Below are 12012 nucleotides of genomic sequence, written 5' to 3'. Positions count from 1 at the left end.
CCAACATCGCCGGCACCAGCACCGACACCGACGGCGGCATCCACTCGTTCGAGGGCGGGCACTACATCAGCGTCGTCGGCTACCGCGACAACGGCAACACCGTCACCATCGCCGACTCGGCCGACCCGAACACCGCCTCCTACGAGGTCACCGTCGAGCACCTCGCCGACTGGATCGCCACCCGCGGTTACGCCACCAGCTGACCCCGCGAGCACACCACCGAAGGGCCGGACCCCCACCACCGGGGTCCGGCCCTTCTTCGTCATTTCCACCAACTGCGGCATGCATTGACAAGCGTCGACATCGGGGCGAGGCTGGACCAGTGAGAGCGCTCTCTCGCAGCCGGGATCAGCAGTTGGGATCAACCGGCCACCACCCAGTCCGGTCAGGGCAACACTCCGACGTCTTCGGCGGCGGCGGCGGAGGTTCCCCTGACCCGTCCCCCGACAGGAGTCACGAGATGGACAGGGCCGCACCCCTCTCCCGCATCCACCGCCGGATGCGTCTCGCCACCGCCATCGGCGCCCTGCTGGCGCTGCTCGGCACGTACCTGGTCTCCACCACCGACCGGGCCGACGCCGCCCCGGTCGCCAACGTCATCCGGGTCGCCGAGTTCCCCGCCGACTGCACGTACAGCCATCGGCTGCCCGACGACCCGATCGTCTTCCCCGGGCTGCCCGGGGCCTCACACATGCACAGCTTCTTCGGCAGCACGGTCACGAACGCCAACACCACGCTGCCCGACCTGGTGAGATCCACAAGCACCTGCAACCCGCAGGTGGACGTCTCGTCGTACTGGGTGCCGACTCTCTACAACAACAACGTGCCGGTGGAGCCGGCCATCGCCACGTTCTACTACCTCGGCGAGGGCGTCCGCTCCGACGTCGTCGCCAACACCCAGCCGTTCCCGCAGGGGCTGCGGCTCGTGGCCGGCAACGCCAAGGCCACCGGGGCGGGCGACAGCATCGCCCGCTGGTCCTGCCTGCACGCCGGTCAGGTGCCGCCGTCGAAGGACTTCGTCACCTGCCCGGCCGGCACGATGCTGGAGTCGTACCTGGACTTCCCGCAGTGCTGGAACGGCCGCGACCTGGACTCCGCGGATCACAAGAGCCACCTCGCGTACCCGGTGAACCAGGCCTGCCCGAGCACCCACCCGGTGCCCGTCCCGAAGCTGCGTCAGGTGCTGCGGTACCCGGTCAGCGGCGACCCGTCGCACTTCCGGCTGGCCTCCGGACCGGGCTACACCATGCACGGGGACTTCTTCAACGCCTGGCCGACAGCGGAGATGGCCCGCCGCGTCCAGGACTGCATCCGTCCGGTCATCAAGTGCGGGCACGACGGCCGACCGATCTGAATCGACACCGACGCACCCGAGGCGGCGGGCCCGGTCAGCCGGGCCCGCCGCCGCAGGGCGGAAGGAGGCCGGATGCGCGCCCACGTCGCGCTGCTCACGGCGGCGGTGCTCCTCACCGGCTGCGCCGGCGGGTCACCCGGCACCGGAGAAAGCGCCGCGCGACCGACGGTCGTGCCACCCACGGTCGCGTCCACACCGTCGCACGTCTCACCGGCAGGCGCCTTCAGCCCCACCGACATCGCCTGGCTGCAACTGACGGCGGCGATGACGGATCGGCTGCTAACGGTGCTGAACCTCGTGCCGAGCCGGACCACCGACCCCACCTGGCGACGGCTGGCCGCCGAGGTGCGGGCCAGCAACCGTGCCGACCTGACCCGCTCCCGCGAACTGCTGGGCGAGGCCGGAGCGCCGACGACAAACCCGCACGAGGGCCACGACATGCCCGGCATGGTCACCACCGACGAGCTGAACGCGCTGCGGTCGAGCACCGGGCAGCCGTTCCTGCGGCTGTTCGCCGAACACCTGCGGGCATACCTGGCGCAGTCGGTCCGGGTTGCCACCGCAGAGCGGCAGGGCGGGGTCAACCCGGCGACCATCGCATTGGCCACGTCGGTGATCCGGCGCGGCACCGCCGAACTCGAAGGGCTCGGTCGGCTCGACCGGCCGCCGTCGACCGTCCCGGCGAACACACGGCCCGCAGGCGCGACCGCCTCCCGCGACTGACTCAGCCCGCGGCGCTCGGCGCTGGCCGCGCCGCCCGGATGGTGTGGTGCTCACTGCCGCTGCCACCGGAGAGACGCCGCAGCATCGACTGGGCGATCCGAGTCGCCTGCACCTTGGCCAGTTCCGCCTTCGGGCCTGTGTGACGGTCGTCGATCGCGGCCCGCCACAGGGTCAACCAGCGCTCGAAGTGCCGCTCGGTCAGCGGCTCCCGTCGGTTGAGGTCCACGTGCAGCTGAAGGGCGTTCCGCCGGTAGGTCCCCGACCGGAACAGCACCGTCTCCCAGAAATCGCACATGATCGGCAGGTGTGCCGAGAGGTCCATCTTCGCCACGTCGATGAAGACCGGGCCAAGCAGCTCGTCGGCGAAGGCCCTGCCGTAGAAGTCGGTTACCAGATCGGTGATGTCGCCGCGACCGGTGATGTCGGCCATGAGGCCCTCCTTTTTCACAATCGCCATCGTATAAAATCGGAGGGTGACCGAACACGTGAGTTACGGCGCACTGGCCGTGCCGAGTCGCCGGCAGATCCTCGATCGGCTCCGAGCCACGGACGTCCCGACGGACGTCAAGGAACTCGCCGCCGCCACGGGACTGCACCCGAATACGGTGCGCTTCCATCTGGAGGTCCTGATCGAGGCGGGCTTCGTCACCGGCCAGCCTGCCCAGCGGGGCGGCCCTGGACGCCCCCACACGGTCTACCGCAGCGTGGCACCGCCGGTCCCGACCTCCGGCTACCAGTTCCTCAGCACGGTGCTGGCCGCCCAGTTGCACAGGCGTGACGCGGGTGAGCTGGCCGAGGAGGCCGGCAATTCCTGGCTCCGGCGCGGTCACGCGCCGACCGCTCCGACGCCAGGGGCCGATCCCGTCAGCACGGCAACCACCACGGCGCTCGCCCTCTTCACCGAGCTGGGATTCGAGCCGGTCCACGTCGGTGGAGCCGCCTCTGGCCAGATCGACCTGCGCGCCTGCCCGTTCATCGACGTCGCGCGGCAGTACCCGGACGTGGTGTGCGGGATGCACCTCGGCCTGCTCCGCGGGGTCGTCGAAGCGACGGCACCGAACGTCAGCGCCGACCTCATCCCGTTCGCCCGGCCCGGCACCTGCGTCGCCCAGCTCACCTTCGATCGAGGAGTCGCCCCGGCATGACCAGGTTCAAGGACGTCGCCCAGCTGGCGGTGCCGTTTCTGTGGCTGGGGATGGTCACCGCCATCTCCCTCATCGAGGCTCCGCTGAAGTTCCGCGCACCCGGCATCACACTTCCCCTCGGCCTCGGCATCGGGCGCCTGGTGTTCCGTGCCCTCAACGTGGCCGAGATCATCCTCCTGGTCGGGCTGACCCTGGCGGTGCTCGGAGCCCCGATCGGCCAGGCCAGATGGGCCGGGATCGCGGGCCTCTGGCTGATCCTGCTCACCCAGACCGCAGTCCTGCGGCCCCTGCTGGACCGACGAGCCGAGCTGATCATCAGCGGCCAGCAACCGCCCGCGTCCTCCCTGCACCTGTGGTTCGTGACCTTGGAGGCGGTCAAGATCCTTACCTTGCTGGTGCTTGGCTGGTCGCTCGCCGGGCGACTCCTGCGCTGACGCGCGTTGATCACGAGGTTCGTGGGAGCGGACCTGCGACGACTGCCACCTCCCGGCCCGACCAGCGGGAGCGGAGCCGCCGGTCGTGGCTGGCGACCACTATCGCGCCCGGTCCCGTTCCGAGGGCCTCCTCCAACTCGTCGCAGAGGCGTGGCGAGAGATGGTTGGTCGGCTCGTCCAGCAGGAGCAGGTCCGGCGGGTTGGCTACGAGCACCGCGAGAGCGAGCCGACGACGTTGGCCGACCGACAGCTCACCGACCGGGCGATCGAGGTCCGTCGCCGCGAGTAGTCCGAGCGACGTCAGCGGCACAATCTCGGCCCGGCGCGCTCCGACGGCGTCGGCGTACGTCCGACGGGCCGTCCGCCGCGGATCGTCGAGGACGGTGTCCTGGGTGAGCAGGCCGACGCGCAGGCCCGGTCGACGCCAGACGGCTCCGTTGCCGATGAGGCGACCGGCGAGGACGGCGAGCAGCGTCGACTTGCCCGCGCCGTTCGGGCCGCTGACCAGCAGCCGGTCGCCGGCCGTCAGCACGAGTTGGTCCACCCACAACCGGCCGGGGACCTCCACCTGGCTCAGCGTGACGACGGGTTCGTCACCGACGCCGGCGGCGAGGGTGGCCGCGTGGAAACGCAACGGCTGCGGCGGAGCGGGAACCTGGTCACGTTCCAACTGCTCCAGCCGGCGGGCGGCGTCGCGGACCCGACGGGAGATCTGGTTCTGCACGCGGCCCGCGGTGTGGCCGTACCCCATCTTCTCGCTGTCGCGCGGAGCACGGCCGTGCGCGACCCGATGCCCGGTCACGGCGGCGGCCTCGCGCAGGTCCGCGAGCTGAGCCTGCTCCTCGTCGTAGCGCTGACGCCACCGCTGCGCCTCGGCCCGCTTGGTCGCCAGGTAGGCGCTGTAGCCGCCGCCGTAGCGGACCGGTCCCTCGACCGCCGGGTCCAGGTCGATGACGTCGGTGCACACCGCGTCGAGGAAGGCCCGGTCGTGACTGGCCAGCAGGACCACGCCCGGCATGGCGCGCAGTTGCTCCTCGCAGAACGCCGCTGCCGCGTCGTCGAGGTGGTTGGTGGGCTCGTCGAGCAGCAACGCGCCGGGCCGGCGGATCAGCAGCGCCGCCAGGGCGAGACGGCCGCGTTGCCCGCCGGACAGCGCGGCCAGGGACCGGTCGTGGGGTATGCCGCCGAGGCCCAGGCCGGCGAGGACCGTACCGGCACGCCGGTCGGCGTCCCAGGCGTCGCGGTCCTGCGCCCGCTCCAGAGCTTCGCCGTACGCGGCCAGCAGGTGGGCGTGCAGGTTGGTGTCCTGCGGCGTGGTCGCCAGCGTGTCGCCGAGCCGGTCCAGCTCGGCGAGGTCGGCGCGGGCCTCCCGTAGCGCGTCGTCGAGGACCCCGGCGACGGTCGCGGACGGCGCGTACGGCATCTCCTGGTGCAGGAAGCCGAGGTCCGGCGGGCGGGTGACGGTGCCGGAGTCGGGCTCGTCGACGCTGGCGAGGACCCGCAACAGGGTCGTCTTGCCGGTGCCGTTCTCGCCGATGAGGCCGATCCGGTGGCCGGGCGCGGCGGTCAGCGAGACGCCGTCGAGCACCCGGCGGTCACCCCGGACACGGACGAGGTCGTGGGCGATGAGAGCGGGTCGAACAGACATGGAAACCTCGGAGCAGGGAGGATCGGGCGCACGCAGGTGGCCCGGCGGGAGCAGGGCATGACGACAGTGGCCGCGGCGACGTCGGCGCGTTCACGCGCCCGTCGGCGGCCGGTCCGGGTGCTCACCCGGAGATGTCGTCGTCACCTGCCACGCCTGCTCCGATCTCCGATCAACTCGGGCGCAAGGATAGCCCGGCGGGGCGCTGATCAGGTCGTCCGGGCGTCCGCCCGCAGGCGTTCGATGGTGAGGTCGAGGGCCGCCTCGAGGTGGTCGATCTTCCCGGTGGAGAGCAGCAGCAGGACGCCGCCCTGGATGCCGGCCAGCAGCGCCGCCGCCGCGCGGTCGGCGTCCACGTCCCCGGCGATGTCACCTGTCGACTGCATGTGCCGGATGCCCACGGTGATCGCCTCCTGCCACCGCCACATGAGCCCGGTCACGATCGCCTGCGCGCCGGGCGCGCGCCGGCCGGTCTGGCCGAGCAGGCCGTTGAGCGGGCACTTCACGCCCTGCGCGAGGTAGCGCTCGATGAGCCTGTCGCGCCACGCCTGCCAGGCCGGCCAGGAGGTCAGGTTGCTGAGCATCGGCTCCTGGTCGGTGAGCACCTGGTCGGCCTCGTGCTGGGCCACCGCGAGCAGCAACTCCTCCTTGCCGTCGGGGAAGTAGTGGAAGAGCTGGCCCTTGCTGGTGCCGGTGTGGGCCATCACGTCCTCGAGGCGTACCTCGTCGACGCCGCGTTCGCGGATCTCGGCGGCGGCCCCGGCGACGATCCGCGCCCGGGTCGCCTCGCCCTTGCGGGTCAACGCGCGTGTCATGGCCCCACCCTAGCCCCGGTTCTGGACTTGCAGGTCCAAATTTGTCGAGCAAAGGTCGGCAACGCGCGGTCCGCTCCGCGCCCCCATCACGATCGAGAGGCCACCACGATGAACCACTACTACCTGCTCGGACGCTCGGGTCTGCGGGTGAGCCGGCTGGCGCTGGGCACCATGAACTTCGGCGTCGACGGGTTCCACGCCGCGTACGGCAAGACCGAGGAGGAGGCCGAGCCGATCTTCCGCAAGTACCTGGAGGCGGGCGGGAACCTCATCGACACGGCCGACTTCTACACCGCCGGGGAGAGCGAGAGGATCCTCGGCCGCCTGATCGACAGGGCCGGCGTCCGCGACCGGCTCGTGCTCACCAGCAAGGCGACCAACACCGTCGACCCGGCCGACCCGAACGCCAGCGGCAACGGCCGCAAACACATCATGCGGGCCGTGGAGGCGTCGCTGAGCCGGCTCGGCACCGACTACCTCGACCTGTACCTGCTGCACACCTGGGACCGGATCACCCCGGTCGAGGAGGTCGTGCACACCCTCGACGACCTGGTGCGCTCCGGCAAGATCCGGTACGCGGGCCTCTCCGACGTACCGGCCTGGTACGCGGCCCGCGCGCAGAGCTACGCCGAGGCGCACGGGCTGGCCCCGATCATCAACCTGCAGCTCCCGTACTCCCTGGTCACGCGGGGCATCGAGGCGGAGTTCGTGGCGATGGCCCAGACCCTCGGCATGGGGCTCACCGCGTGGAGCCCGATCGGCGGCGGGCTGCTCAGCGGCAAGTACCGACGGACCAGCGAGGGCCTGAGCGGGACCGGGCGGTTGACCAACCCCGACGCCGCCGGTCGGGAGATCAGCCCCGACGACTGGAAGGTCATCGACGCGCTGGAGAGCGTGGCCGCCGACCTGGGTCGCAGCATGGCGCAGGTCGCGATCAACTGGGTCGCCACCCAACCCGCCGTCGGTTCCGTGATCATCGGGGCGAGCAGCGCCGAGCAGGTCGGCAGCAACTTCGAGGCGCTCGACTTCGAGATCCCGGCTGACGCCCGTCGCCGGCTCGACGAGGCCAGCGCCCCGAACCTCGGACTGCCGTACGGCATGTTCACTCCGCAGTACCAGTCCTGGGTGGTGAGCCCCGGCCTCGGCATCGGCGACAAGCCGGCCGGTTACGCCCCGCCGGTGTTCAACGGCGCCGGCGACGCGGGACAGGCGGCGGGCGTCGGCACCGGGTCGCCCTCGTAGAGGTCGGCGTATGCCCGGAGCACCTCGGCGGCATCGGCGCCGAGCGAGGTGAGGTCGAGGGTGTTGTGGCGGACACCCCACGCCTCCGGCAGCGCCCAGACCCGCAGTGCGACGCCGTTGGCCTGGGCGATCCGGCGCGGCACGGTCACCGCCGCGCCGGGGTGCACCACCGCGTCGAGCGGGCTGATCGCCACTGCCGCGCTCAGCAGGCCGGTCCGTCGTGGCGGGCGCGGCAGCGTCCGCAGGATCGTCAGGTACTGCGTGACGGCGGAGAACGAGTATCCCCGCGACGTGACGCGATCGCGCAGGAGGCGACGCCCGTACAGGGTGATGAGCGGTCGGACCGCGTAGGCCGGCGCCTGCCGGGGGCCGAAGAACGGCGACAGCACCAGCAGGCGCCGGACGACGTCCCCACGGACCTGGGCCAGCCAGGCGGCCAGCACCGCGCCGCCGGAGATGCCCACGACACCCACCTCGTCCCCCAGGGCGGCCGCGACCGTCACGGCCTGCGCGGCGTACGTCGTCAGCTCGGCGGCCTCGACCCGGTGGTGGGCCCGCCGGTCGACGGTGCCGTGGTGCGGCGCCCGCGGGATCCACACGTTGTAACCGCGGGCGAAGAACACCTCGGCCAACTCGTCGTACTGCTCCGGCGCGAGGGTGTACCCGTGCAGCAGCAACACGGCCCTGCCGGTACGCGAGCCGTGGCTCAGCAGGCGGCTGCGCGACTCCGGCCGGACGTGTGGATCGGCGGCCTCCGCCGCCATGGTGGTCTCGGCGAGGCGGGTGGCGGCGTCGAAGTCCAGCGGGTCGGCCGGCACGAGCCGCAGCTCACGTCGGCGCAGCGGCCAGAGGTAGAGCCCGGCGACCGCCATGACGACGAGCGCCGATCCGCCGACGAGAAGGGCGATGATCTCCGGCATGGGCACAGATCCTGGCAGGAGGCGGCGTCGCCGCAGGTGCGGGGTGCGCCCCGGGTGACGAGGGGCGCACCCCGCACTGGCTACTTCCCCTCGGTCGGCGGCGTGAACAGCACGCGCGAGCGGAGCTGCCGGAACCCGGTGCGTTCCAGCTCCGCGAGCACCGCGACGTGATGGGCGTCCACGTCGGCGATCACCTCGCGGGCGCCCCCGGCGGCGAGCACCCGGACCGCCTCGGCCAGCAGCTCACCGCGCGCCCCGTCGTCGAGCAACCCGAGGTACGCCAGCAGTGGGAAGCACGCGTCGCCGGCCGTGCCGACCAGGCCCACCGGCTGCCCGGCCCGCACCCCGATGCGCCACTCGTCGGTGGACTCCCCCAGCCAGGCCATCGGATCGGTGGCCAGGTCGACGCCGCCGACGAGACGCGCGATCTCCGCGCCGGTCAGCACGTCCGGCTGGCTGATCCGCGCGACCAGGGCGTTGATCTCGGCCGCGTCGACGGGCGGGCGGAAGGTGTACCGCCCGGAGGTCGTCGGCAGCGGCGTGCCCGTCCACGAGCACCGGTGCCGCTCACCCCGTTCGACAAGCCCGGCGAGCCGCGCCGCCTCCATCGGGGCGGTGACCACGGCCAGCACCTCGGGTCGACGTCGCCAGTGCGCGGGCAGGGCGGCGTAGTACCAACCGGGGCCGCCCAACGCCTCGTGGGCGGCGTGCAGCAGCGCGGCACCCACCTCCGGCTCGGCGGCCAGGTCGAACCGGTCCAGCCAGGGGGCGCCCACCGCACCGGGCGGGAGGAGCCAGGCCGCCCGGCCCACCACCCGGCCGTCACGCAGGGCGACCCAGGTGTTCTCGGGCCGGTAGCCGCCGCCGGCGATGCCGTCGGCGTACGGGATCTGCCGCAGTTGGGGCAGCGGATCGATCATGGAGTCGAACAGGTTTTCCTCGCCCGCGACGAGCGGGCGGATGACCAGACTGGTCATTGGCGGACCTCCGGAAAGCGTGCGCCCCGGGTCAGCTCCGCGTGGACGCCGGTGCGCGGAGGGGGCGCAGAACATCGGACATTGTTCTGACCTCCTCTCGGCTCGACGGCGTGCCGGGAAAGTTACCCCACCTCCTCGCCCGCCCGCAACGGTCCCGGCTGGACGCCGGCTGTCGCGTCCGGTCTACGCCTGGTCGACGTGGTCGCGCCACGAGTGCCGGGGCTCGTAGCCCAGCACCCGCCGCGCCTTGTCGATGCTGAGCAGCGTCTCGTGTTCGCCGAGGTCCTTGCGGATCTCCACACCCGGGTAGACCTCGGCCATCAGGCTGGCGCTCGACCTGTTCATGACGGTGTCGGCGCTGGCGATGATGAAGACGTCCGCGCCGGGCCGGTCGTACGCGAGCGCCCGCTCGACCGCCTGGGCGCCGTCGCGGGCGTCGATGTAGCCCCACAGGTTCCACCGCCGCGACTGCGGATCGGCGTCGAAGGAGGGGAACGGTGTGTAGTCCTCGACGTCCATCACGTTGGAGAACCGCAGACCCACCATGACCAGCTCCGGGTCCCACCGGCAGAAGTGCCGCGCCATCTCCTCCTCCAGGGCCTTGTTCAGCGAGTACGTCGACTCCGGACGCGGCGCGTACTCCTCGTCGACGGGCGCGTACGGCGGCGGGGTGTCGAACGGCAGCCCGAGCACCGTCTCGCTGGACGCCCACACCACTCGCTTGACGCCGGCCGCCCGGGCGGCGGCGAAGACGTTGTACGTGGCGGCCGAGTTGTTCGCGAACGTGGCCGCGTTGGACATCAGCCCCGGCGCGGGAATCGCGGCCAGGTGCACGACGGCCTCGACGCCGCCGGCGTGCTCGTCGGCCCCTCCCGTGAACGCCTCCACCACCTGCCCGTAGTCGGTCAGGTCGACGAGCAGGAACTCACCGTCGACGTCGCGGGGGTCGCGCCCGCCGAGGCGGTCCACCGCGAGCACGTCGACGCCCAGGCTGCGCAGGTGGGCGACCACGGCGCGGCCGAGCTTGCCGGTGGCGCCGGTGACGACGACGCGTCCGGGGAGTGCGGGATCGGTCATGGCCCCATCCTCTCCGGCCGGCCACGACACCCCGCACGCGGGTGCGACCCGCCGCATCGATCAGGAATCGAGAAGTACGGGCGGGAGGGCCTACCTAGCATGGCCAGCATGGACATCACCATTCACACGACAGTTCTTCCGCACGTCGACCCGGACGCCTCGGTGGCCTTCTACCGCGACGTGCTCGGCTTCGAGGTCCGCACCGACGTCGGTCAGGGCACGATGCGGTGGATCACCGTCGGGCCCGTCGACCAGCCCGGCACGTCCATCCTCCTGGCCCCGCCGGCCGCCGACCCGGGCATCACCGAGGCCGAGCGGCGCACCATCGCCGAGATGATGGCCAAGGGCACCTACGGGTGGATCCTGCTGGCCACCCGGGATCTGGACGGCACCTTCGAGAAGGTGCAGGCCGGCGACGCCGAGGTCGTCCAGGAGCCGACCGAGCAGCCGTACGGCATCCGCGACTGCGCCTTCCGCGATCCGGCCGGCAACATGGTCCGCATCCAGGAACTGCGCTGAGCCATGTGCCTCGCCGCCTGGGGACGCGCACGCGCCGAGGCGCAGCGCCCGAGGATCACGCACCTGACCGGAGGGGACATGGCGAGCGTGCCACCGCGTGGGCTTGCGGAGCGGCTGAGCGACACACGAGAGAGGCTGGAGAGCGACATCGATCTGTGGGTCGCGACGTCGGGCTCGCCCGGCGGCGTACACCTCATTCCGCTGTCGTACCTCTGGGACGGGACCACCTTTCTCGTCTCGACGCCGCGCGCGTCGGTCACCGGTCGCAACCTGCTGGAGGATGCGCGGGTGCGGCTCAGCCTGGGGCCGACGCGTGACGTCGTCATCGTCGACGGTGTCGCCGAGCCGGTGGACATCGCCGACCTCGGCCACGAGAGGTGCGCGGCGTTCGCCGCCAGGACCGGTTTCGACCCGAGCGGAAGTGCCGAGCCCTACCAGTACTTCGTGATCCGGCCGCAGCGCATCCAGGCCTGGCGGGAGGCGAACGAGCTGCGGGGACGCGTCCTCATGCGCGACGGTCAGTGGCTCGGCTGAGCCACTCGGCCTCGCGGGCGCCGCGATCCGCGTCCTGGCGTGCGCGGGCTGTACGGGTGCGTACCGTGCAGGGGTAAACGCTCATGCGAGGAGGAGCCCTCATGTCCAAGCCACCGCTTCCCGAGGCCGCGGTCGAGATGCTGAAGAAGCCGAACCCGGCGGTCATGACGACGCTTCGCAATGGTGGTCAGCCGGTGTCGGCCGCGACCTGGTACCTGTGGGAGGACGGGCGGATCCTGGTGAACCTGGACGAGAGCCGCCGCCGGTTGGAGCACATCCGCAACGACCCCCGGGTGTCGCTCACGGTGCTGGACGAGGCCGGCTGGTACACCCACGTCAGTATCGTCGGGCACGTCGCCGAGCTGCGCGCCGACGAGGATCTCGCGGACATCGACCGGCTGTCGCGGCACTACACCGGCAATGACTATCCCCGGCGGGAACGCGCCCGGGTCAGCGCACTGATCGAGATCGACCGCTGGCACGGCTGGGGCTCGCTCAAGGACAACAGCCAGGTCGGCTGACCGGCCGCCGCGGGGACGGCGGCGGAGGGACGGCTCTTGACCGCAGAGCGTGATCGGCTTAACTTCATCAATCAGATAAGTGTCTTTACTAATTCTGCTTGATCCC

General features: G+C 71.7%; 15 protein-coding genes. 9 read left to right on the top strand and 6 right to left on the bottom strand.

The window, feature by feature from the left end:
• The 3 genes from AB0K10_RS16670 to AB0K10_RS16660 form a co-directional block, all read left to right on the top strand.
• Positions 1-203: C39 family peptidase (locus AB0K10_RS16670; RefSeq protein WP_363684245.1), on the top strand; the 203-nt coding region annotated here is incomplete at its 5' end.
• 257 nt (positions 204-460) lie between these two features.
• Positions 461-1354 (top strand): DUF1996 domain-containing protein, encoded by an 894-nt coding sequence (locus AB0K10_RS16665; RefSeq protein ID WP_363684243.1) that lies wholly within the window; start codon positions 461-463, stop codon positions 1352-1354.
• 72 nt (positions 1355-1426) lie between these two features.
• Entirely contained in the window at positions 1427-2077 is a 651-nt protein-coding gene (locus AB0K10_RS16660) for a DUF305 domain-containing protein (RefSeq protein WP_363684241.1), read from the top strand.
• A gap of 1 nt (position 2078) precedes the next feature.
• On the opposite strand, the gene AB0K10_RS16655 is transcribed toward AB0K10_RS16660, so the two are convergent.
• A complete protein-coding gene (locus AB0K10_RS16655) occupies positions 2079-2507 on the bottom strand; it encodes a group III truncated hemoglobin (RefSeq protein WP_363684239.1) in 429 nt (142 codons plus the stop codon).
• 43 nt (positions 2508-2550) lie between these two features.
• On the opposite strand from AB0K10_RS16655, the gene AB0K10_RS16650 reads away from it, so the two are divergent.
• Entirely contained in the window at positions 2551-3222 is a 672-nt protein-coding gene (locus tag AB0K10_RS16650) for a helix-turn-helix domain-containing protein (RefSeq protein ID WP_363684237.1), read from the top strand.
• Positions 3219-3656: a hypothetical protein gene (locus AB0K10_RS16645; RefSeq protein ID WP_344354712.1), complete on the top strand. Its 438-nt coding sequence runs from the start codon at positions 3219-3221 to the stop codon at positions 3654-3656. Before AB0K10_RS16650 ends, AB0K10_RS16645 begins: the two co-directional genes overlap by 4 nt.
• Positions 3657-3666: 10 nt before the next feature.
• Here the strand turns inward: AB0K10_RS16645 and AB0K10_RS16640 are convergent, their stop codons facing one another.
• Both AB0K10_RS16640 and AB0K10_RS16635 read right to left on the bottom strand, forming a co-directional pair.
• Complete coding sequence (locus tag AB0K10_RS16640; protein WP_363684235.1) at positions 3667-5304, bottom strand: ABC-F family ATP-binding cassette domain-containing protein; 1638 nt, start codon at positions 5302-5304, stop codon at positions 3667-3669.
• Positions 5305-5510: 206 nt separating this feature from the next.
• Positions 5511-6116 (bottom strand): TetR/AcrR family transcriptional regulator, encoded by a 606-nt coding sequence (locus AB0K10_RS16635; protein ID WP_363684233.1) that lies wholly within the window; start codon positions 6114-6116, stop codon positions 5511-5513.
• A gap of 108 nt (positions 6117-6224) precedes the next feature.
• On the opposite strand from AB0K10_RS16635, the gene AB0K10_RS16630 reads away from it, so the two are divergent.
• Entirely contained in the window at positions 6225-7358 is a 1134-nt protein-coding gene (locus tag AB0K10_RS16630) for an aldo/keto reductase (RefSeq protein WP_363684231.1), read from the top strand.
• On the opposite strand, the gene AB0K10_RS16625 is transcribed toward AB0K10_RS16630, so the two are convergent.
• The 3 genes from AB0K10_RS16625 to AB0K10_RS16615 form a co-directional block, all read right to left on the bottom strand.
• Positions 7283-8278, bottom strand: coding sequence for an alpha/beta hydrolase (locus AB0K10_RS16625; protein ID WP_363684229.1), 996 nt, complete (start codon positions 8276-8278; stop codon positions 7283-7285). The two genes, AB0K10_RS16630 and AB0K10_RS16625, sit on opposite strands and share 76 nt — an antisense overlap.
• Positions 8279-8358: 80 nt before the next feature.
• A complete protein-coding gene (locus AB0K10_RS16620; RefSeq protein ID WP_363684227.1) occupies positions 8359-9255 on the bottom strand; it encodes an acetyltransferase in 897 nt (298 codons plus the stop codon).
• Between the two features lie 183 nt (positions 9256-9438).
• Positions 9439-10332, bottom strand: coding sequence for an NAD(P)-dependent oxidoreductase (locus AB0K10_RS16615; protein ID WP_363684225.1), 894 nt, complete (start codon positions 10330-10332; stop codon positions 9439-9441).
• A gap of 108 nt (positions 10333-10440) precedes the next feature.
• Between AB0K10_RS16615 and AB0K10_RS16610 the strand changes: the two genes are divergently transcribed.
• The 3 genes from AB0K10_RS16610 (at position 10441) to AB0K10_RS16600 (ending at position 11906) form a co-directional block, all read left to right on the top strand.
• Entirely contained in the window at positions 10441-10851 is a 411-nt protein-coding gene (locus AB0K10_RS16610; RefSeq protein ID WP_363684223.1) for a VOC family protein, read from the top strand.
• Positions 10852-10929: 78 nt separating this feature from the next.
• Positions 10930-11385: a pyridoxamine 5'-phosphate oxidase family protein gene (locus AB0K10_RS16605; protein ID WP_363684221.1), complete on the top strand. Its 456-nt coding sequence runs from the start codon at positions 10930-10932 to the stop codon at positions 11383-11385.
• A 101-nt stretch (positions 11386-11486) separates the two neighbouring features.
• Positions 11487-11906 (top strand): PPOX class F420-dependent oxidoreductase, encoded by a 420-nt coding sequence (locus tag AB0K10_RS16600; protein WP_363684219.1) that lies wholly within the window; start codon positions 11487-11489, stop codon positions 11904-11906.
• The last annotated feature ends 106 nt before the right edge of the window (positions 11907-12012 follow it).

Source organism: Micromonospora sp. NPDC049274 (assembly GCF_040678875.1).
GTDB lineage: Bacteria > Actinomycetota > Actinomycetes > Mycobacteriales > Micromonosporaceae > Micromonospora.
The sequence above is the reverse complement of the archived record's forward strand: the minus strand, read 5'-3'. Positions and strand labels throughout refer to the sequence as shown.